The organism is Streptomyces sp. NPDC002463 (assembly GCF_042889835.1).
Lineage (GTDB): Bacteria > Actinomycetota > Actinomycetes > Streptomycetales > Streptomycetaceae > Streptomyces > Streptomyces nymphaeiformis.
Genome location: NZ_JBIARL010000016.1, coordinates 67,797 through 89,256 on the forward strand (window position 1 = coordinate 67,797; position 21,460 = coordinate 89,256).

The following is a 21,460-nucleotide window of genomic DNA, read 5'->3' on the forward strand; positions in this document are numbered from 1 at the left end:
GATGTCGGCCAGGAGCCGGAGGGAGGGACTGCGTCACGCCTGTTGGTCCGATCAGGTGTGCAGGCGACTGTTGGCGCCGTCCTGATCGCCGGCAGCCTCGTCGTTGAACCAGTAGTCCCCTGCGGCCAGGTACCGGAAGGAGTGCGTGCTCTTGGGCGACAGTTTGACCGTGACGGCACGTTTACCGTCCTTGCGCGGGCGCAGGGTGTGGACACCGGGCTGCCAGTCGTTGAAGTCGCCCACCACGCTGACCGGTCCGGGCGGGGAGTCGACAGGAAGGACGAAGGTGATCTCGGTGCGGTCCTTGCGCAGCTTGCGTTCCAGCACGGGGCTCTGCTCCTGACGGCGCGGGCGAGTGGGATCGCCTTCATTTTCGGCACTGGGGCCGCGGGCGGCACTCCGACGCATCCGCCCGAGCCGCAGACCACCCTCCTGCCACGCTCACCAAACGGAAATCGTGCGTTCTGTGGCGCCCTATGTCGGGGTGAGCCAGTGGTACGCAGGACAAGCGTCAGGCGCTGGGCAAGGGCCTTGTGGAGTAGAAGCGGGCCAGCGGCCTGGGCAGCGCAAGCGCGCCACCAACCGCGCAGACGGCGCAGTGGTCGTGGTCACCGTGGTCGGCGTCTTCCTGATGTCGCTGGGCATGAAGCTCAGCCCTGCCGGTCTGTTCGTCCACCGCTGAAGCGGTGGATCGGCGTGGTCGTCCTGTTGATCGCAACGCTGGTCCTGGCGGCCTGGTACTACTCGACCTGGGGTGGTGCCGTGGATCACCTTCGCCGCCGCGGTGGGCTTCGCTCTCAGGTAATTCCTCGACATGAGGCCCGGACAGCAGCAGGCTCACCCGACCGAGCGTTGTCGGTGGGCCGCCTGGAGGTCCTACACGCGGTCGCGACCCCACACCGTCCCGCACCGCACGTCCTGACGGGGGATTCGGGAGGGTTGCTTTCGCGCCGGCCAGCGCCTCAGAGCCGGACGACGATCAGGGCAGTGCCGTCGGTGGCGTCGCCGGTGGGGGGCAGGCCGAGCAGCAGAGCGTCCGCGATCCTCTCGGGATCGGCCGCACGTCGGCGATGACCAGGTGCACCTCTTCACACAATGACGTTGGTCTCCCTCCCCTGGTGCGCGCAACCGATCCCTTGGAATCGATCATCTAGCGGGCAAGCGACCCGTTCTGGGCGTCGGACGCGGACTGCCATGCCCGAATGCCTGCTCGGGATGCCTCCTTGGCCTGTAGCCACTTCGCGGCCGCCTGCTGGGCAGTGGGCATGTCCATGTCGTGGATCACGCGCCGACCGGCCGTGAACACGGCGAAAGCCCCGATGGCCATGCCGGTGCATGCCACTACGGCACCGGCCGCGGTGAGCACGGCACCGATCGTGACGAGCCGGGTGTCGATCTCGATTCTCCGATGGGGCTGGTGATGGTTCTGTCTCATGACTCCACCATCCAACGGTGGGAACCACCTCGCATCCGGGCCAAGGATTCAATACGCCGTACGCGATCGGGTGTGCACCGAGACAGCGATGGAGGGTTCGTCGAGGCTGTCACCTCGGGGCACGGACCCGACAGTCAGGCATCCGAACGGCGACGGTGCCGGCGACGCAGGTACCAGGCCACGCCCGCCACCGTCGACAGGATGATCAGCGTGATCGCGATCGCCGGATACTGGCTGCCCGCGAGCCGCACGTCGGCGATGACCAGGAGCACCACCGCGCCGATCGGCACCACCAGCGAGAGCAGCACGTTGAGGATGCCTCCCACGAGCGCGGGCTGGGCCCGAGCGGTGTCGTCGGAAGGCGAGGCGGCCTCGCCCAGGTAGTACCGGGAGGCCCGCTCGCCGAGTTCCTGGGTCGCGCGATGGTAGGAGTAGCCGAGGTAGGGCAGCCAGACCAGCGGGGCGACGAGGCCGATGAGCACCACCGCCACGACCAGCACCCACCGCCAAACGCGGACGGCCGTCGACACCGGCCGCTGGTCGGGGGTGACGACGCCGAGCAGGTACGCCATCCGCTTCACCACGGTCCGAAGCGCAGCGGCACGACCGGGAGGGGCATCGGGTCGCGCCGTCGCGGCGGCCTCCAGCGCCGCAGCGGCCCGCTCCTCGTCCGGATACACGCCCTGAATCACCAGCAGCTCGGCCGCCCGGGCCGGGTCGGTCGCCTCCCGCCCGGCCACCGCCGCCAGCTCCAGCATCATCCGGCTCTGGGTGAGCAGAGCCGTGCAGAACGCGAACGGGGCGAGCACGATCAGCGGACCGCCCACGAAGGCGCCCTCGCTCTGGCTGACCCGCCGGCCCCGTGTGATCACCATGGCGCGCAGCTCGGCCTCACCGGCCTCCGGGTGGGTGTCGCGGGCGCGGGCGACCGAGACGGCGGCGCGCCGTCCGAGGTGGTGGACGGCGAAGTTGGCGAGGAGTTCGGGCAGGTGGGCCGGGTCGGCCAGGGCTGCCCGCAGCACAAAACGGGTCAGTGCGGACTCCGGGGCGTCGGCAGGAGGTTCCTCCACGAGGGTCACCCTCTCATCGTGGCCCGCCAGCCGGAGTGACGACTCGTTTGCCGCGTTGCGCACGACATGCGCCGCCACCCGGGCGGGGGAAAGGAGATCCGCTTCATCGGTGTGTCCCGAGGAGTTGTTCGTCTCGTGACTGGACGCTGAAGGGAGCGGTCTCGGCCGGTCCGGGAAGGCTGCTCACGATGCGCCGTCCCGATTCGAATCCTGGGGTCAGGGCGCGGACCACCCGCCCAACACCGGGCTGAGCGGGCGGGTCGGCTGCCGCCGACTGCACTCGACGGGCCACCGATCCGCCGTTGGGAGCCCAGCCGGAGCATCTCCGCAGGCCGCAGGCGACGACGGCGTTCGCGAACGGCAACACGCTGGTGCCGTACACGGACGGTCTGGTGGAACGCCGACGCGAGGACAGCGACACAAGCCTCGCCCGTCTCACCGCAGCCCTTATTCGCCATCGTGAGGCCGAACCCGGGATGTTCGCGGACGCGCTGCTGCTGGATCTGTTTCCTGCCGGCGGCGCCACCGACGACACCGCTCTGATCGGAATCCGGCTCTGAGTCCTCCTGGTCCTCGCTACGAGAGGCCTCTGCCGGGCCGTGCGGAGTGCGTGGGGTTGAGCCCGGTCCGTGTACGGGAGCCGGGGCGACGGTGCGTCAGCGGTTTGGGACCGGGGCCCGGGCCCGAGATCCGGTGGTCGGAAGGGGCGGGGGCTGGGGCCCGCCGCGGGATGCTCAGGTGGCGGCTGGCGGTAGCCCACCGGCATCGCTGAGTCGGTTGGGACGGTCGCCTTCGGGGCCCGTGTCGAGGAATTCCCTCAGAGCGAAGCCGACCGCGACGGCGAAGGTGATCCACAGCACCACTCCCCAGGTCGGGTAGCTCCAGGTCGCCAGGACCACGGCGGCGATCAGCAGGATGACCACGCCGATCCACCGCTTCCAGCGGTGGACGAACGGGCCGACAGGGCCGAGCTTCATGCCCAGCGAGTACAGGGCGTCGCGTACCGAGGCGATGATGCGGTGGCAGATGGTCCGCGCGGCGACCGCGGGCCGGGAGGGGCCGATCAGGAAGGCGCCGATCGCGGTGACCACGGCCACCGCGCCGACGGCGCGGATGGTGGCGCGCATGAACCGGATCAGGGTGTCGTAGATCGTCTGGGCGGCTGCCTGATTGGCACCCGGTGGCAGGTGGTCGAGGTAGAACTCGCGGAAGACCGTGAGGATGACCCCGAGCAGGAGCACGGCGAGCGCCACGCCGACGGCGGCGCCAACCAGTGCCCGGCGGCGGTTGACCGCGAGGAGGACGCCGCCGGCGGCTACCAGCACGGTGACGATCGGCAGCCAGGTGCCCATGATCTCCAGCAGCCGGAAGTACGTCTTGACCTTGCCGACGTCCTTCGACGCGAACACCACGAAGTTGGTGTGCACATCCGGGATCTTCGCCGCAGGCCCGAGCCCGGCGGCGACGAGCTCGTCCTTCACCTTGGCGACGATGGGCCCGAGGTCGATGACGACCTGGTTGTTCTCCAGTTTGATCGCACTGCCGCCCTGGCCTGTGAGGGCCTTGTCGAGAGCGCTGTGCACGGCCCGGTTGGCGTCGACCCAGACCGTCTCGAAGGCGCTGCTGGTGACCACCTTGTTCACCGTGGAGCTGACCAGCTGGGTCAGTCCGCTCTTGATCGGGCCGCTGAGGTTGTTGATGAGGCTGGCGGCGTTCTGCGGCACACCTTGCTGGGCGGCGGCATCGGAGAGCTGTTTCACCAGGGCCGTCCACGTCGATCTGCTCCAGGACTACCTGGGTCACGCGGTTGGTGACGGCATTCTGGATGTCCGGCTCGGTGGCGAGCGGAGCAACGGTCTGGACATACCGGTCGGTGTTGCCGACGAAGGTCGCCGTCCAGACCGCCAGGACGGACAGCAGGGAGAGCAGCGAGGCGATCACGATGAGGACCACGGCGCCGGAGGTCCGCCACCGATGGTGTTCCTTCTTGTGCTGCGCGGCCTCCAAGGCTGCGATCCGCGCCTGCAGCTGGGCTACATCGTCGGCTTCACCACCCGCCGAGGCGGGGCGACCGGGCCGGGGTGGGGGGCGCGGGCCTGCCGGCGGGCGACGACCCTGGGGGTTGCTCGGGCGGGCCTCGGTGGCCGGACTCGCCTCCAGCAGCTTCGCTGGGGCCAGGCTCCGGTGGGGTCGACGCCATCGCTTCCTCCTCGGATGGTGGCCAGCGGCCGCCGCGTGTCCTTCCAGGAGAAGCGCCCCGTGCCGCGCGCACCACCGGGAGTCGGCGTACGGGTGGTTCGTGCGGCCTGCCATCCGGGCCCTCGTCTCCGCATGGCCCGCCCACAACGGACTTCGCTACGACCAATCGGAAGGGTGAAGCGTGGCGCATGGCTCTCGGCCGCATGACGACGACCTGCCCAAGGGCCTCGACTTCAGCGGAACACCGAACTGGTGGGCCGTGCCCGTGCTCGCCGTGCCCGGCGTGCGGGGCCGCCCTCGCCATCCGCTACCGGCCGGGCAGGGGCGGGCACGAGCCGGACGAAGGACTCAAGACCGGCGGCACCCCGTTGGTGGCGGCGGTACCCGGGGTCGCTCTCGCCGCGGTCGCGCCGAGGGCCTGTTGTGAAAGTGCTGGTCACAGCCAAGAGCCGTGTCATCCACGAAAGAGTGATGCTGCTGGATTGTGGCGCGGCTTGGGCGATCATGTCGCGACGATGACCGTGTTCGGAATGACCGGCCGTGACACCAAGGAGTCGTCGAAGCATGTCCAAGCCTGTTGTCAGCATCTGGGCCCCCTTCCGGGATCTCAGCCCGCAGCCGCGGAAACGAACCCCTGGGACACCGAGTGGGAGCTCCGCAACGGGACCGCCTGGGTCTTCTACAGTTCATCCGACCGGACGGCCGTCAGGCGGCCGGTGATCCTCGCCGACGGCTTCGCCATGGGAGGAAGCAACGGCCACGTGCTGTACGACGGCCTGGAGAACGGGGACTACCCGTTCATCTCCACGCTGCGTGAGAACGGCTTCGACGTCGTCCTCCTGGGCTTCAACGACCGGTCCGCGTCCATCCTCGACAACGCCGATGTCGCGATCGAGTGCATCCGCAGAACGGTCGCCGACCGCGAAGGCGACGCCATGCTGACGGTCGGCGGCTTCAGCATGGGAGGAATGGTCACCCGCTACGCCCTGGCCAAGATGGAAAGGCAGAGGGAAGACCACCAGACCGCCACCTACCTCTCCTACGACACCCCGCACCGCGGCGCTTGGCTGCCTCTCGGAGTCCAGGCATTCGCCCACTTCGTGAAGGAACACTGGGGCAACACCGACCCGCTCCTCAGCCTCTACTCCGACCTGGTCAACAGCTCGGCCGCACGCCAGATGCTGCGCTGGCACGTCGAGACCGGCACCGAGGTCACCCTCGACGTCGCCGCCGGCCAGGACCAGGCACGAACCGACTTCCTGGAAGCACTCCAGCGGGTGGGCGACTGGCCCATGCGCCCCCGCCTCCTCGGTGTGGCCAACGGAACGGGCACCGGCGTCGGAAACAACATCCCCGCCGACGACACCGCGATGGCCGCCCACGGACCGAAGGCGAACGCCAAGCTCCGCACCCAGGGGCAGGGACAGCAGACCGTCGCCCAATTGGCGGAGGGGAGCCAAGCCACGGTCTCGATCAACACCACCGGCTTCCCCGAACTCGACGGCGCTCCCGGCGGCCTCTCCCCAAGGCACCTCTCCTGGAAGACGCCGCCAACTTCGGCATGGCTGCAGTGCTGGCCCGGATGGTCAACGAGCAGTCGGCGGAGCTCACCCACAACGCCTCCACCTTCGTCCCCACCATCAGCGCCGTGGCGTCGGCCGACATCGACGACCACACCGCCCTCTACTCCAAGGTCGACCTCGAGCGGAGCGAGCTCCACGACTTCCTCTGCGCCACCACCAACGAAGGCCACACCGTCATGACCCCGGAGCTTGGCAAGTGGATCCTGGCCCGGCTCCAGGAAATGTAACCACCGGCCAAGGACGCCTTCGGCGAGTACGGCTTCCGGCCATGACGGCACTGCCGAACGCCAGCGGCTGACACGCCCCCGACGACGGCCTCGCCCTTCAGCACAACAAGGGCGAGGTCGTCCGTCCGTGCTGCGGCCTACGGCCTGTTGTTGAGGTGCTGGTCACAGCCATTCGTTGATGGCTGCGACCAGCACGGTCGCGTCGCAGCGGACGGCAAGCTTGTCGTACCTCGTACCTCGTACCTCGTACCTCGTACCTCGTACCTCGTACCTCGTACCTCGTACCTCGTGGCGACGGCCCGGTAGGCGCTTGAGTGGGTTGATCCCGCACTCGACCGCGTGCCGCTACTTGTAATCATCCTTGTCGAACTTCGGTGGCCACCCGCCACGCGAACCGAGCCCCAGCCGGTTACGGGCCTCTCATGACGTCCCCGGCCAGCCGGAGGACGACTGCATCGCCCCCGTGCTCGGGTGCCGACGCCCCTGCCCAACCGAGGCATGCCGCGCGACATGGCCGCAGATGGCCGCCCACGGGGGCGGGGGTGAGGCTCATCTGCCACAGACCAGGGACCCACATGGGAGGCGCCACCGCCGCGCCGCCCAGGCGATTTCGGCTAGGGGGTGCCCTCATCGGCGCCTCCGTCGTCGCCAGACGGGGCCGTTCGAGGAGTGAGGGCGGGCTGCTCGCGCCGACCGAGCCCCACATCTACGGCGCCAAGGATGACGCGTGCGGCGACGCCGAGGAGGGTCAGGTTTCCCAGCATCTGCAGGAGTACAGCGACCCTGGCCCCCTCGCTTTTGGGCGTGATGTCGCCGAAGCCCACAGTGGAGAACACGGTGACCGTGAAGTAGACGGCATCCGTTCGACTCAGGGACTCCGTGAACGATCCGGATTGGCTCCTCGCCATGAGGAAATAGGCCGTCGCGAACAGCAGAATGAAGAACGGGAGGGTCGTCGCGAGGGCCTCAATGGCTTTGAGCCGGGGGTACGGAGAGTGGATGATCGAACGGGTCTGCCAGGCGATGAGGGCAGACACCAGGAGCAGCCCGAGGACAAGGCCTACCGCCGTGGCGGCGTCGAAGGGCTTGTCCAGCGGCAGCAGGTAGTACGCCGCCACCAGACCGGAGGCGGTCAGCAACGGTCGCAGCAGAGCACGCAGAAGGAGCAGGCGTCTCTTCCGTGTGGAAAGTTCCTCCGGCCCGGGCAGCCTTCTCATACCGACGTCCGTCAGCCCTGAGCCCGATGCAGCACCTCTTCAATCCGCATAGAAGCCAGGATGCAGGTAATTTCCGCTCCGCGCCTCTGGCACTCCGTCACGACGGCAAGATCAACACGCGGAACAGCCGACACTGGCGGCCGAGTGTGTCCTGGGCGAGGAGTTCGATCTCGTCCCGGTCCAAGCGTGCCGCACCAGGACGCGCTAGTGACCTGAGTCGGAGATTCCTCGCCAGTAACGGTGATTCTGTCGAGGAGCTCGTCGGCGGTCTTCGTCCAGACGAAGGGTCGTGGGTGTTCGTTCCAGTCGGAGAGCCAGGCCCGGATATCGTGTTCGAGCGCTGGGACTGAGCGGTGGACTCCGCGCTTTAGCTTCTTCTGCATGAGCTCGGCGAACCACCGCTCGACCAGGTTCAGCCACGACGAACCGGTCGGCGTGAAGTGCAGGTGGAAGCGCGGGTGGCCGGCCAGCCACTTCTTGATGACAGGCACGTTGTGGGTGATGTAGTTGTCCAGGATCATGGCACGTCGAGCTCGGGTGGAACCTCGCCGTCGAGCTTGATCAGGAAATCCGAATGCGATCGCCGAGCCTCGATCAGCTTCTAGCTGGGCGTCAGTCCCGGTGACTGTCAGATTCGGGAGGACCGGCTGGGCTTGGTTGCGGGCGAGCGGACGGGCCAAGCCAGGCTGTTGCCCTGCTACGCGGAGCACGACTGTCCTGTGGCCGCTCGGGCAGTGGTGGGCCGATCCCGTGATCGCCGTCAGTCAGCTTTCGGCGTTGTTCGTGGCCATGGAGCGCTGGGCTGTGCGACGGTGCGGTCGACCTGTAAGTTCGCCCCCTCTTTCGCCCTCACGTGGGCGGAGACGAGGACCGCGCGGGCCAGGTCGAGCAGGCCGGCGTCGTCGAGGCGTTGCAGGAACTCCTCGTGCAGCCGGCCGGGGGAGCCGGGTTCTTTGAAGGAGGCGCGCTCGCGGTCAGTGCTGCGCCGCCGGTCTCGCGCGTAGCGGGCCGGCGGCGGCGGATCAGTCCTGCTCGGCTGTTCTGGTCGTTCCGGCGCACAGTGCCCAGATGACGAAGGCGTCGATGGCGATCAGGACGATGGCCCAGAACGGGTAGTAGGGCAGCCACAGGAAGTTGGCGATCATGCCGAGCCCGGCGAGGGCGATGCCGATGATGCGCGCCCACAAGGCGCCGCTGAAGAGGGCTATACCTGCCAGGACGATGAGGATGCCCAGGATGAGGTGGATCCAGCCCCAGCCGGTGGTGTTCATCTTGAAGGCGTAGTTGCGGGTGACGACGATCAGGTCGTCCTTGGCGATGGCGGCGATTCCCTGGAATATCGCCATGGCGCCGCCGAAGATCATCAGAACTGCGGCGAAGAAGGTCCAGCCGGTTGCGAACCGTCTTGGGGAAGTCTGGCCACGCGCTCCGCTGACGTTGCCGGCCATGTTCGGGCTCCTTCGAGAAGACCTCGTCGCCGGATCGGGCGACCTGGTCGGAGACTCCATACCCAGGCTGCCACGGCGGAAGCCGGGTGGCACCTCCGGACTGCCCTGCCCGTGCCGCTTGGGTCTGCCCGGAGGTGTCTGCGGCGGAGGGTTTCGGACGGGCACGGCCTCTGCCGGTGGCGCGGCCAGAGTTATGGCGTTTTCTGTCAGGCCGTCAGAGCGGTACGCGAGACCTTCAGATGGCCCAAGAGCTACGCGACGCCAGTGCTCAGCCACCGACGCGCCGCTGCGGACACAACCACGCACGCTCGGACGGCTTGACAAGCGGCATCGGGAAATCGATGAGGCGGAACAGTGATCACGCCGGGGCCCGCACACATGGCTGCTCAACGGGGTTGGTAGTCCCGCTCGTGGTCATCATTGACCCCAGAGCCACTTGGCGCATCGGGTCAGGCCGCGAGCCGGCACCGGGATCTGATGTTGTGGCAGTTTGGCGATCTCGGCCCGGTGCCCGCAACCACTGGCCTGCCGGGCCTGTCAGTCCCTCGGCGCACCGCTCGGTCCCGGTCGTGGAAGCCCGGAAGCGGAGGCTCTCCGGCCAGGTCGCCCGGCTCGGGGGCAAGGTTCCCGAAGGAGCCAGAACACGGCCGGCAGAGGCCGGGAGCCGAGTGCACCCCATCCTGGGTGCCCTCATCGTTCCAGCGGTTGAGGCCTGCTTGCCGGCCCGTCATGCCTGCGTGGGGTCTTTCCGTGCCTCGGTCTTGAGCCTGTCGGTCGGATCCGGGCTGAGCCTGATCACCACCACATAGGTGACCACCACCGTGACGATCACGAGCGGCATGACGGTGAGTCCCTGCGACCCCAGCAGCAGGGTGGCCAGCAGCACCGAGGTCAGCGGGAGCCTGAGCATGGCCACCGACATGCCTCCGATCCCCATCGCGAACGCGGGGGTGAGATCCAGCCCCGGAAGGTGGGACATCGCGATCCCGCCCGCCGCCCCCAGGAACATCGCCGGGAAGATCGGGCCGCCTCGGAAGGCGCTCAGTGAGGCGCAGTACGCAAGCCCCTTGCAGGCGACGAGGAGCGTCAAGGTGCCGACGGTGTAGTCGGCGCTGTTCGCGAGCAGCGGGCCCAGGGCGGTCTGCCCCGAGTACAGCACCTCGGTCGCGCCCTTTCCGGTGCCTTCGGCGTAGGCGATGGCGAGCCCGGCGATCACCAGACCCATCAGCACGGTGGCGGGGATCAGGCGCCGTTCGACTCGCGGTTGAAGCAGCAGGGCGAGTCGTCGGAGGCCCGTGCCGAGGAGGGCCGCCGCGAGTCCGATGACGATGGCCCAGCCGAACTCGGCGACATCGGGCGTGTTGGCGTGCGGGACCTCCGGTAGCGCCAGGGAGTACGTGCCGAGACCGGTCCAGCTGTCCAGGCCGATGAAGACGAGCGAGCCGATGCCGGCGGCGAGCAGGCCCGGTACCAGTACGACCCCGAGCATCGGCCCGCCGATTCCCGATGCCTCCATGAGGAGGAACGCCCCGGTGATGGGCGACCCGAGCAGGGTGCTGACCGCGGCGAAGCTTCCGGCGGCGCCGACCACGGCCCCGGCCCGCTCCGGCAGGTCCCGCTTGAGCAGGCGTACGAGCCAGATGGCCGTGCCGCTGCCGAGGGCGATGAGAGGTGCCTCGGGACCGAGGACGGCACCGAGGGCCAGCGTGGCGACGGCGGCGACGAAGATGCCGGGAAGTTCGCGCGGTTTCGGTGCACCTGCCGTCGACAGCCCCTCGGCGGGCTTGTGGCCGCCGATTCCCGGAAGGTAACGGATGGTCGCTCCGACCAGCAGGCCTGCGACACCGAGCAGCGGCAGGGGCCACCAGGGAGGGGTTTCCTGGAAGCCCAGCGCCTTGGGCAGGTCGGTGTAGGTCCACGGCTGGAGCTCGTTGACCAGAGCGAGGAAGCCGTACGCGGCTGCGGAGATCGGCACTCCGAGCACCGCCGCCATGACCAGAAGCCCGATGTAGCCGCGATTCCTGACCAGGGCGAAGGGGTCCGGCGGCGTCCCCTGCGGTGCATCGACGGAACTCTCGGCCGACATGGGCATCAACTCCTCGGCATCGACGTCCGTCGGGACCGCGGCGGTCCACCGTCGCCACCCTGACGTCATACCACGTGGGGTGGCCCGGCGCTGGGAGCCTCCATGGCCGCTGTGCGGCCGTGGAGGGATCGTCATTCAGGCGGACCACCCGTCCGTCTGGGCGGTTCACTCGATCGGTCCTGCACCCCTTCTCGTACGCCGGTGGTGCGGTCGGTGGAGTAGCGGGTGAGGGTCACGGTGACGACCGCGGGAGCGGGATCCGGGGCTGACGCGGCCCTCACCTGGTGCCACGATGGAGAGGAGGGGTTGCCAGGTGCTTCAGGGAGGCGATCATGAGCCGGGAGTATCACTTTCATTGCGAGTACGCCGGCTGCTCGGTCACCGTGGACCTGCGGATGGGGCGAACGCGGGAACTGGAGCTCCTCGTGGACGGGAAGCAGGTCGCCGCCGCCCGCGCCCATGGCCACCATGCGCAGACGACGGTGATGACCACGATCCTGCCCACCGACCCCCCTCGCGGCATCGAGGTCGAAGTGACGCTCCCTGGCGCTCTCGGCGGTGATCCGGCAAGCACCCTGCTCGTGGGTGGCGAACGCGGGCCCATGCCTGCCCGGGAGGTGCCCCGGCGGGCGCGGCCGGCGGAGGCCGACTGGTACTCCTGACCGTGTCGGGGCGCCCGTCACGGCGTGTGAGTCAAGGTCTCCGCCGCCGGAGACGTCTTGTGGCGGCGGAGACCCGGGAGCGGACTGCCGAAGAGCTGTGCCGGTGACCCGCCTGCGCAGCGCCCGCGGGAAGGTGTCATGCGGCGGGCCCCCTGGATCCGGCTTCCACGCAGGTGGCGCGCCGAACCACCCCCGCGTGTCCTGAAACGCAGTCTGTTGGCTCGGCGGCCCGGGCAGGGGCGTTGCGGTATCGGGGTGGGCTTGTTCGGCCCGGCCGGGGTGGGCTCGCCACAGGCACCTCTGCAAGCCGGGATTCGTTCACGCGGCTTCCGCGGCGAGCCGACCGGAGTCGATCGCCTCGACCAGAGCCTCGTGGTCGCGCTCGTTCTGGTCCGCGTAGGTTTCCGCGAAGTCGGTCAACGCCCGGTCGAAGGAGTCGCCGCCGCCCAGGTAGGCCGCGATGGCGATCCGGTCGCCCGACCGGGCGTGAGCCCGGGCCAGCGAGAAGCCGCACAGCTCGCCGAGAAGTTGTATTCCCTCCGGCAGCATCACCGCTGTGTCGATGCTGCCTTTCCAGTCCCGCAACTGTCGGACGTAGAAGTCCCGCTCGAGGCCGTCGATGCCGGTGGCGCGCTCCCAGCCGAGGAAGATGTCACTGGCGGCCTGCATCAGCCGCTGTCCGGCGACCACGCGCTGACCCTGGTTCTGGTACTTGCTCTCTCCGGTGTACTCGGCGAGTACCGACCGCTCGGCCTCCTTCACCTGGATGAGCAGCGGGTCCTCCTCGTCCCTGCCGAGCATGAGGATGATCCAGCAGCGGGTGCCGACACTGCCCACACCGACCACCTTGCGCGCCATGTCGACCAGGCGGAACTGCGAGAGCAGCTGCTGGTAGTCCGGCCGCAGCGTGCCCGCGTACCGATCGATCAGCTCGCGGATCTCGTGCTCCAGGGCCGCGCGCTCGACATCCGGGAGCAGCTCGTCGATCGGCACGATGAGGGGCGGGGCGGGGATGATCCGGCGCTCCCCGTCGACGATGCCGGTGAGTTTCTCGAACGCCTGGATGTTGTCCCGGCCGCGGGCCTTCTCCATGACTTTCGAGAGCTTCTTGCGCTTGGCCTTCCCGAGTTGGTCGGCCACAAGGGCCTCGATCCGCTCCATCTTGGTCTGGGCGTACCAGACGTCGAGGTTGTGCATGCCGGCGAAGGTCCGGATCCACTCGCGGTACGAGCGAACCGCTGCCGAGATGATGTCCGCGCGCTCCCGGTCGGTGAAGCCGTTCTCCCGGCCGGCTATGGCCAGGCTGGCCGCAAGCCGCTTGACGTCCCACTCCCAGGGGCCCGGCAGGGTCTCGTCGAAGTCGTTCACGTCGAATACCAGGTGGCGCTCGGGAGAGGCGAAAAGCCCGAAGTTCAGCACGTGCGCGTCGCCGCACAGCTGGACCCTGATACCGGTGACGGGGGTGTTGGCGAGGTCGGCCGCCATGGGCGCGGCCGCGCCCCGGTAGTACCGGAACGGCGACTCCGCCATCCGGCTGCGGCGGATCGGCACCAGCTCCTGGACCCTCGCGGTCGCCTGCCTCTCGAGGATCTCCAGCGGATCGACCCGGCGCTTCGAGAAGGAGTACTCGGCATGGCTCGACCGAGGCACCCGGGCGCGGGCGGCCTTGCCGACAGCAGCGCGTTCACGTGGGCTCGGATGAGGGTGGCCCCGAAGGGACCCGGCGTCGTCGGTCATCGGGATGTCCTCCGTCCCGGACGAGGTACACGCGTGGCGTTCCGGACCTCCCCGTCCCACTCTAGGCTGGTGCAGAGGGCGGCGCCCGTCAGGTCCGTGCCCGGAGGCGAGAGGGCGATCCTCGAGTTCGCGACCTCGCTCGTCGGCATGATCGGCGTCAACCTGCAGAAAGCCCTCCTCGCCGTCGACGACGCCGAGACCCTCATCCGTGCGCTGAGGCAGGCCATGGGCGAGGAGCGTGCTGCCTGCCCCTCTCGGCGCACCCAACGGGGGATCAGATCGTGCAAGGAGCACTTGGACTTCGTACGGTCGGTGTCGGCACCCCTGACAGGGCGGGTGCGCCCCGTGGGCCGGTTCCGCGTTCCTTCGCACGTACGCGGGACCGGCCGTGCCACAGTCAGCACAGAGCCCGTGTGTCTTCCCCGTCGCGCCGGCTCATTCGGCTCGACCAGGCCCACCGCCTGGTGGAGCCTTCGCGCATCAGGTCGGAGCGAGGTAGGCCAGGACCTTCATCCCGAGCTTCGACGTGGGTACGAACAGCGTGACCCCACCCGCAACGGTCAGGGGGCGCGGAGGCCAAGGCCAACAGCAGCCGGTCCTGGCGTCGAGTGCCAGCTCCGATGGTGTGGCGGCCGCCCTACGGGGCGGCCGAGGATCGCAAGTTCGGCATGGTCAGTCGTGGCCGATTGGCTCGGAATGGGCGGCCGGCCTCCAGAACCGGTGGCACGGGGCGGATACTTGCCGGTGGCAAGCGCGAGGGCGGCGTCATGCTCCTCCTGGATGTCCTCTCCGTCGTCGGGTTCGCGGTCGAGCCAGACAGCGAGGGAGCCGGCCTCGATCACGGCCGCCCCGAGGGCCAGGATGGGGCTGCCCGTCGGCAGCGACCACCGGCAGTTCCCGCAGAGCCGCCCCACGGCTTCACTGGATGGGAGGCTGCTTGACGTCCGCAGCATCCCGCACTCGGGGCTCCGACAGTCGGGTTGGATCGATTCTCACCCGTCCCGCACGCTTTCCGATCGGACGGGTGTTATCAGGAGCCCAGTCTGCTAGCGCAATCGATTTGGGGACCAGTTGGGGACCACACGGTGTGCACGGTAGCGAACGGCTTGGGCGTTCACGCACAACTCGCGCCCGGAATTGGTCCGTTATGTCATGAGAATGACCGCGACTCCCGGGGTCAAGGGGGCGCAGGTTCAAATCCTGTCGTCCCGACTGTGCGGAAACGCAGGTCGGAGTCTTCGCTGCGTACGGCCTGTCCATCGCCCTCGTCGCCGCCGGCACCACCTTCGGCATCTGGGCCACCGCCCAGGTCCTCCTCGGCATCGGCACCGCGCTCGTCTACCCCACCCTCCTCGCCGTCATCGGCGACGTCGCCCACCCTGCCTGGCGCGCCCGGGCAGTCGGCGTCTACCGGCTGTGGCGCGATGGCGGCTTCGCCGTCGGGGCCCTCCTCGCCGGGGTCTTGGCCGACGCATACGGCCTGACCACTGCGATCTGGGCTATCGCCGCCCTCACTGCCGCCTCCGGCCCGGTGGTGGCGGTTCGCATGTACGAGACGCATCCGCGCACCTGACTTCGAAGCTGACCAGGCGATCGAGTGGCTCGGAACGGCCCCGCGCGTTTGAGGGCGGGGTCAGGACTTCCCGACGCCGTGGGGCTGGGACGTTCCTGGAACGGGTCGTCGAGGACATGAAGGAATCGGCCCCGCCGCTGGCGCACCCTCCTGACGTGAGGGCCGGGTCTCGGCATCGCACGTGACGCCGCCCGGGACAGGGGGGGTGCCGTCAGGCCAGAGCGCGGGCAGGGAGCCCGACCGTGCCCCGATGCCGGCGAACTGGAACGGGCCCGGCCGATCGGGGCTTCCTCAGCGGCCTGGCCTCGGGCCCGTTCCGCCGCCCGGATTGCAGAGGCCGTGTGAGAAGGGTCTTCACATGCCTTCCGCTTCCGTGCCTCCCTGAGTTTCGTGGCCCTCGCGCGGTGCCTTCCGGTAAGCCTCGCCGGACGCTCAGAAGAACCCGAGCGTCTTCGGCGAGTAGCTGACCAGCCTCGGACGGGTCTGGCTCGCACCATCCGGCTCCGGAGGAAGTGCTTTGGAGCCGGAGAGGCGAGCACGCCCGGCATCGGCGCCGAGGCGAGCGCGTTCGTAGGGGCGGATCGGTTCACCGGCGGGGCGGGTCCAGGCAGGCCACTGCTGTCTCTGCGGCCACGGAGGCAGCGGGCGCGTGGGCGGCAGAGCGGCGGCGGGCGGATGTCTGTGCTCTGAGCACACTCACCACGAGGTTCGCTGTGCTCGCAGCATGGTTCCGGCCGTGATGGCCTGTTTATGGTGCCTCGCATTCACACCGAACCCGATGGTGTGCGTCTCGGTACCAGTGCCAGGAGGGCAGCCGATGAGCGCAGTCTCAGTACAGTCCGGAACCGCCGGAGTCCCGGACGGGGCCGGCGGTCCGCAGCCCGTGGGTGCCTACTTCGAACGCATGCCGTTCGGGAGGGCCCACGTGTTGATCGCCCTCGCGCTGTTCATGGCTTTCGTCATCGAATCGTGGGAGCAGCTCGCTCTCGTCTACGTCTCCGCCGACCTCGGCGACGCCTTCGCCCTCGACGCCGGACGGATCGGGTGGGTCCTCTCGGCCGTGGCCCTCGGCATGATCCCCGGCTCGCTCGTCTGGGGGCCGGTCGCCGACCGCATCGGACGCCGGGCCGTGTGCCTGTGGAGCCTCGGTTCGTACGGGGCCGTGGCGCTGGCCGGCGCCTTCTCACCGAACTTCACCACGTTGATGATCACCCGGGTGCTTTCGGGGATGGCCCTGGCCGGCATCTACACCGTCACCTTCCCCTACTTCCTGGAGCTGCTTCCGGTCAGGCTGCGCGGCAGGGCCGCGGTCTACCTGTCGATCGGCTGGCCCATCGGCGTGCTCGCCGCCGTGGGGGTGACCCAGGCGCTGTCCGGGATGGGCTGGCACGTCGTGGCCGTGGCCAGCGCGCTGGCGGCCCTGTGGGTGTTCGCGATCCGGGCCTGGGTGCCCGAGTCGCCGTACTGGCTGGCCGCCCGTGGCCGGCACGCCGAAGCCCGGGCGGTGCTCCTGAAGCTTGGAGCCGAGGTCCCCGAGGGCGCCCGCTTCGCCGTGGTCGAGCCTGAGCGGGCCGGCAACCCCCTCGCCCTGCTGCGCGGTCGGCTGCTGCGCATCACCTTGCTCATGCTGATCGTGAACTTCGCTTTCAACTGGGGCTACTGGGGCCTGCAGACCTGGCTGCCCACGCTGCTCATGGAGAAGGGGCTGAGTATGTCCAGCAGCCTCGGCTTCGTGGCGCTGAGTGCACTCTTCATGATCCCCGGCTACGTCTCGGCCTCGTACCTGACCGGGCGCTTCGGCCGCAAGAAGGTCTTCCTGCCCTACGTGGCGGCCGCCGCGGTCAGCGGCGTGTTGTTCGCCTACTCCGGCAGCCTGACCCAGCTGTACGCCGCCAACTTCGCCCTGTCCTTCTTCAGCCTCGGCGCGTGGGGCGTCTGGAACACCTGGAACGGCGAGTTCTACCCGACCGCACTGCGCGCCACCGGCTACTCCTGGGCCACCGCGGCTCAGCTGATCTCCACCTCGGTCGCACCGTCGGCCGTCGGGTACCTGCTGGCGCGTGCCACCGGGTTCTCCTCCACCGTGCTGTTCATCACCGCGTTCCTGGTGGTGGCGCTGGTTGTGGCCGTGCCGCTGCCGGAGACCGAGGGCCGTGATCTGGAGTGATATATAGGGGCAGATGGTGACAGGATCATGCGGGTGAGGCTGGGAGTGGACGTGGGACGCGTCACCACCGTCGCCGTGCTGGTCGGGCCGGGCGGTCGGACGGTGGCGCGCGCGGTGGTGGACAGCGTTCCCGGCCTCGGCGAGTGTCTGCGCGCGGCGCTTGCCGCGCTGCCCCGGGCTCAGGCCGGTGAGGTGGACGCCGTCGGCCTCACCACAGATCTGGAGCGCCGTCCGTCGCGGCTGCGACCGGTAGCCGCATTGCGGATCGCCCCGCCCAGTCATCCGTCCCTCGGGCCGCTCGCGGGCTGGCCCGCGCAGGCCGCCCGCGAGGTAGGGCCGCTCCACGCGGTCGTCTCGGGCGGATCCGCGCTCACCGGGCGGCAACTGGCTCCGCTCGACCGGGCAGCAGTCGCGGACTTCGCGCGGCGGGCCGCCGACGACGGTGTCACCGCCTTCTCGGTCGCGGCGGCCGGCGCACTGACCCGCCCGGACCCGGAGCTTGCCGCCGCCGAGGTCATCGCCGAAGCCGTGCCCGGCGCGGAGATCACCTTGTCGCACGAACTCGGGCGGTCGGGGCTGCGGGAACGCGAGAACACCGCCGTCCTCAACGCCGCCCTGCGGCCGTGGGCGGCACGCGTGAGCGACACGGCTGAACGCGTGCTGCGCGTCGGCGGTCTCCGGGCGCCGCTGCACCTGGCCCGCAACACCGGCGGACTGGTTTCCGCCGCGTACTTCCGCCACTATCCGGTCCTCGCCATCGCCTCCACCACGGCGAGCGCCGTGCGGGGTGCCGCGCTCGCGGCCGGGGCGGACCGCGCCGTGGTCGTCGACGCCGGGGCCGCGGAATTCCGGTGCGCGAGCGTCACCGACGGCGAAGTGGAACGCTCCGACGCCGGCCCCGGGCTCGGCGGCGTCGACCTGGACCTGGCCCGGATCCGCGCCGACGTGCTGCCCCGCGCCGACCTCGTCCGGACCGGAGCCGAGCAGGTCGCCGACCTGGTGGCCAGGGTCCGGCGACGGACCCCCGGCGGTGAGCTCCTCGCGGCAGGCGGCGACTGCGGGCTGGTGCCCGTCCGAGCCCAGGATCCGGCAGCCGCCATTGCCGCAGCGGCCTACGGGGCCGCCCGCTCGGACATCGTCGCCGAAGTCGATCAGGTCGCCGTCGCCGGGGGCCGTGCCGAACTCGAGCGGCTCCTCGGGCTCGCCGGTGACCAGGCCATGGCCCGGGTCGTCGCCGCCGGTGCCGCCCCGGCGACCGCCCGCGTCGCGCTCGCCGCCCACACCCCCGTGTCCTACCTGCCCGAGGGCGTTCACCGCCTCCGCGTCCGCGCCGTCGGATCCCCCTCGGGGGTCCCGTCATGACCCGTAGCCGCCGCACATGACGCCCGGGGAGGAGACCGCGCTGGACGCGGCACGGCTGGAGGATCTCGCGAAGGGGGCGCTGGTGCTCGCAGCCGGCGCCGAGCATTCCTCGTACCGGGCGAGCCTCGACTGGGCGCGGGCGGCCATCGCGGAGCACGGGCCGGTGCCGCTGATCCGCCCCGGCGACCTGGGATCCGGGCGGATGTGCGTCACGGTCAGCCTGCTCGGCTCCTCGGCCGCGCTCGCCGAGCAGCTGCCCACGGGTGAGGAGCCGCGCCGGGCGGTCCGGGCGCTGGAGCGCCGCCTGGGCAGGGCGGCGGACGCCGTCGTGCCGCTCAACACCGCGGCCGAGAACGCCCTGCTCGCAGTGGTAACAGCGGCCTCCTGCGGGCTGCCGTTGGTGGACGGGGACGGCTGCGGACGAGTGCTCCCCCTGCTGGAACAGACCACGTTCACCATCGCCGGGATCGATCTCGCCCCGGTCGCCCTGACCACGCCCGCCGGGGACGTCGTCGTCGTGGAGGCGGCCGGCAGCCGGGTGGAGGAGCTCGTACGGCCGCTGGTCCTCGCGGCCGGAGGCTGGGCGGTCGCCGCCTGCTACGCCATGGACGGCGAACGACTGGCGGCCGCCGTGGTTCCCGGCACCGTGAGCCGGGCCGTGGCGGCGGGGCGCCCGACGCTTGGCGACCCCTTCGCGCTGTGGCAGCCGCGGCCGCGTCGACTGGGCATCGGGCGGATCACCGCCGTGGAGCACCCCGCGACGCCGGGACCGGACACCACCGGGGGCGCGGCGCTGCCGTCGCGGCCGACCAGTGTGGTCGTCTCCGAGACCGAGGGCCTGCACAGACGGTTCCGCCTGGAGGCACACAACGAGGTGCTGCTGGTCCTCGCCGACGGCGCGCCGGCCGCGGCCGCGCCGGACCAGATCCTGATGCTGTCGGCAGCGGACCAGCGGGTGCTGGACGTCGAACGTGCCATGCCCGGCATCGAGGTGGAGATCGTCGTGATCCCCGCCGCGCCCGCCTGGCACACCCCGCAAGGACGCCGACTGGCGGCTGCCGGTGGGCTCATCCTGCTGAGCCCGGAACCTGAACCGGATGCGCGGCAGGTGAACCAGCCGGACGCGGAACGACCCGAGGAGACCCGGTGGTGAGACGTCCTGACCTGTCCGCACCCATGACCGTCGCGGAGCTGGTGCAGTACGGCCCTTTGCCCGGCGTACGCATACTCGGCACGGCGGGGCGCGACACCCCGGTCCTCGACGTGCGCATCATCGACCGGCGTGAAGCCCTCGACAACCTGCGTCCACACACCGCGGTCGTCCTCACCGAAGCGCTGGCACGGTCGGGATGGATCGTGGAGATGGCCCTGCGCAAGGCTTGGGAGCAGGCGGCCGCCTGTGTGGTCGTACCCGAGACGGCGGCGGCCGCGCATCCGCCGGGCGCACTCGCGGACCGCCTCGGCGTTCCGCTGCTGCTGATCGGCGGCGACCCTCTGGAGGGCGCCGTACGGATCGCATCCGCGGTGTCCCGGCCGGACGCCGGCAGGACCGCGCTGCTGGCCGACGCCGCACAGCGCCTCGCCGCCGCCGGCCCGCACGTCGAGCGCGTACTCGCCGCGCTGCACGCGGCGCTGCCCTCGACATCCCTGGCCCTCACCGATCCGGTGGGCGGGATGCTGGCCGGGCGGCGGGCAGCACTCGACTCCGCGCACCCGGTGCGGCTGGACGTGCCGGGGCCCGACGGACACCCGCTCGCGGTTCTCGTAGCCGACTCCCGCTCCAAGGAGGCGGGTTGGGCATCGACGGTCGAATCATTGCTGCGGCTGGCGGTACCCCCGCTGACCGCATGGGCCGCCACCCGCCGCCTCGCGGAGGAACAGCTGGACCGCCGCAGCGAGTTGCTGTTGCACCAGCTGACGAATCCATCCGAGGGCGAGGACGAACAGGACCGTGCCCACGTCCGGGCCGAGGCCGCGGCGCTCGGCTGGCCGCTGGCCGGGCCTCTGATCGCGTTCGCCCTGCGACCGGCAGCCACCGCGGAGGTCGGCGCCGGGCCCGCGCCGGGACCCGCGCTGCGTGCGCTCTGGGCCAGGTACGGCATCGGCGGACCGCTCATCGCGTACGAGGACTGCTGGGTGTCGTGGCGTTCCGCGGCGGTCGGCAGTCCGGCCCCCGACCCGGAGGTGTGGCTGCGGCAGGGCGAGGCACAGCTGCGTACGGCCGTCCGGGCGATCGGTGACCAGCTGCCGCTCGCCGGGGGAGTGGCCGGTCCGGCCGGCGATACGGGCACGTTGGGCGTGGCGCTCGCCGACGCCAGGGCCGCCGCGGCGGTCGCCGCCGTACCCGGGTCGGTGGTCCGCGCCGACCGTATGGGGCCCGCCCAACTGCTGTCCGCGCTGCCCGCGGAGGCGCTGCGGCGGCCCGCCGAGGTCGTGCTGGCCCCGCTGCTCGCCGCGGACCGGGACGGAACGCTGCTGCGTACGCTGGCGGTCGTCCTGGACCAGGGCGCCGCCCCCTCGGCGGCGGCGGAGATCCTCGGTGTCCACCGGAACACGGTCGCGGCGCGCCTGGAGCGCATCCGCTCGCTCGGCTTCGACCCCGAGGACCCCGCCCAGCGACTCGCGCTGCACCTGGCCTGCCGTGTCCTGCTGGCCGAGTCCTGAGCGGGAAGCCGCGTTGAACGCGCCACGACG

The 21,460-nt window shown here is 70.3% G+C and carries 15 protein-coding genes and 2 pseudogenes; 8 read left to right on the forward strand and 9 right to left on the reverse strand.

Annotated features, from left to right (window positions below):
* Positions 1-51 precede the first annotated feature (51 nt).
* The 3 genes from ACFYX3_RS29200 to ACFYX3_RS29210 all read right to left on the reverse strand — a co-directional run bounded on the left by ACFYX3_RS29200 (position 52) and on the right by ACFYX3_RS29210 (position 2,514).
* Positions 52-327, reverse strand: coding sequence for an isoamylase early set domain-containing protein (locus tag ACFYX3_RS29200; protein ID WP_389019407.1), 276 nt, complete (start codon positions 325-327; stop codon positions 52-54).
* 823 nt (positions 328-1,150) lie between these two features.
* Positions 1,151-1,435, reverse strand: a complete 285-nt coding sequence (locus ACFYX3_RS29205; protein WP_389019410.1) for a hypothetical protein — start codon at positions 1,433-1,435, stop codon at positions 1,151-1,153.
* 134 nt (positions 1,436-1,569) lie between these two features.
* Positions 1,570-2,514 carry a hypothetical protein gene (locus ACFYX3_RS29210; protein WP_389019413.1) on the reverse strand — a complete coding sequence of 315 codons (945 nt, stop codon included), beginning with the start codon at positions 2,512-2,514 and terminating at the stop codon, positions 1,570-1,572.
* A 275-nt stretch (positions 2,515-2,789) separates the two neighbouring features.
* Between ACFYX3_RS29210 and ACFYX3_RS29215 the strand changes: the two are divergent.
* A pseudogene (locus tag ACFYX3_RS29215) lies at positions 2,790-3,065 on the forward strand (SpoIIE family protein phosphatase); the annotation flags it as partial.
* A gap of 174 nt (positions 3,066-3,239) precedes the next feature.
* Here the strand turns inward: ACFYX3_RS29215 and ACFYX3_RS29220 are convergent.
* Positions 3,240-4,265: a hypothetical protein gene (locus ACFYX3_RS29220; RefSeq protein ID WP_389019416.1), complete on the reverse strand. Its 1,026-nt coding sequence runs from the start codon at positions 4,263-4,265 to the stop codon at positions 3,240-3,242.
* A gap of 1,179 nt (positions 4,266-5,444) precedes the next feature.
* Between ACFYX3_RS29220 and ACFYX3_RS29225 the strand changes: the two genes are divergently transcribed.
* Positions 5,445-6,467: an esterase/lipase family protein gene (locus ACFYX3_RS29225; RefSeq protein WP_389019419.1), complete on the forward strand. Its 1,023-nt coding sequence runs from the start codon at positions 5,445-5,447 to the stop codon at positions 6,465-6,467.
* Between the two features lie 661 nt (positions 6,468-7,128).
* On the opposite strand, the gene ACFYX3_RS29230 is transcribed toward ACFYX3_RS29225, so the two are convergent.
* From ACFYX3_RS29230 to ACFYX3_RS29245, 4 genes and pseudogenes are all read right to left on the reverse strand, one after another.
* Positions 7,129-7,653: a potassium channel family protein gene (locus ACFYX3_RS29230; RefSeq protein ID WP_389019422.1), complete on the reverse strand. Its 525-nt coding sequence runs from the start codon at positions 7,651-7,653 to the stop codon at positions 7,129-7,131.
* A gap of 282 nt (positions 7,654-7,935) precedes the next feature.
* A pseudogene (locus ACFYX3_RS29235) lies at positions 7,936-8,299 on the reverse strand (transposase); the annotation flags it as partial.
* Between the two features lie 454 nt (positions 8,300-8,753).
* Positions 8,754-9,179, reverse strand: a complete 426-nt coding sequence (locus ACFYX3_RS29240; protein WP_389019386.1) for a hypothetical protein — start codon at positions 9,177-9,179, stop codon at positions 8,754-8,756.
* Positions 9,180-9,906: 727 nt separating this feature from the next.
* Positions 9,907-11,265: a chloride channel protein gene (locus ACFYX3_RS29245; RefSeq protein WP_389019425.1), complete on the reverse strand. Its 1,359-nt coding sequence runs from the start codon at positions 11,263-11,265 to the stop codon at positions 9,907-9,909.
* Positions 11,266-11,597: 332 nt separating this feature from the next.
* Here ACFYX3_RS29245 and ACFYX3_RS29250 point away from each other — a divergent pair, with 332 nt between their 5' ends.
* The gene (locus tag ACFYX3_RS29250; RefSeq protein WP_389019428.1) at positions 11,598-11,927 is read left to right on the forward strand and encodes a hypothetical protein; all 330 of its coding nucleotides are present in this window, start codon (positions 11,598-11,600) and stop codon (positions 11,925-11,927) included.
* A gap of 318 nt (positions 11,928-12,245) precedes the next feature.
* Here the strand turns inward: ACFYX3_RS29250 and ACFYX3_RS29255 are convergent, their stop codons facing one another.
* Complete coding sequence (locus tag ACFYX3_RS29255; protein ID WP_389019431.1) at positions 12,246-13,664, reverse strand: DUF2252 domain-containing protein; 1,419 nt, start codon at positions 13,662-13,664, stop codon at positions 12,246-12,248.
* 1,252 nt (positions 13,665-14,916) lie between these two features.
* Between ACFYX3_RS29255 and ACFYX3_RS29260 the strand changes: the two genes are divergently transcribed.
* The 5 genes from ACFYX3_RS29260 (at position 14,917) to ACFYX3_RS29280 (ending at position 21,430) form a co-directional block, all read left to right on the forward strand.
* Positions 14,917-15,237, forward strand: a complete 321-nt coding sequence (locus ACFYX3_RS29260) for an MFS transporter (protein ID WP_389019759.1) — start codon at positions 14,917-14,919, stop codon at positions 15,235-15,237.
* 817 nt (positions 15,238-16,054) lie between these two features.
* Positions 16,055-17,404 carry an MFS transporter gene (locus ACFYX3_RS29265; RefSeq protein ID WP_389019434.1) on the forward strand — a complete coding sequence of 450 codons (1,350 nt, stop codon included), beginning with the start codon at positions 16,055-16,057 and terminating at the stop codon, positions 17,402-17,404.
* Positions 17,405-17,455: 51 nt separating this feature from the next.
* Positions 17,456-18,766, forward strand: coding sequence for a hydantoinase/oxoprolinase family protein (locus ACFYX3_RS29270; RefSeq protein WP_389019437.1), 1,311 nt, complete (start codon positions 17,456-17,458; stop codon positions 18,764-18,766).
* Positions 18,767-18,782: 16 nt separating this feature from the next.
* A complete protein-coding gene (locus tag ACFYX3_RS29275) occupies positions 18,783-19,919 on the forward strand; it encodes a DUF917 domain-containing protein (protein ID WP_389019441.1) in 1,137 nt (378 codons plus the stop codon).
* Complete coding sequence (locus tag ACFYX3_RS29280) at positions 19,916-21,430, forward strand: PucR family transcriptional regulator (RefSeq protein ID WP_389019445.1); 1,515 nt, start codon at positions 19,916-19,918, stop codon at positions 21,428-21,430. Before ACFYX3_RS29275 ends, ACFYX3_RS29280 begins: the two co-directional genes overlap by 4 nt.
* Positions 21,431-21,460: the final 30 nt, after the last annotated feature.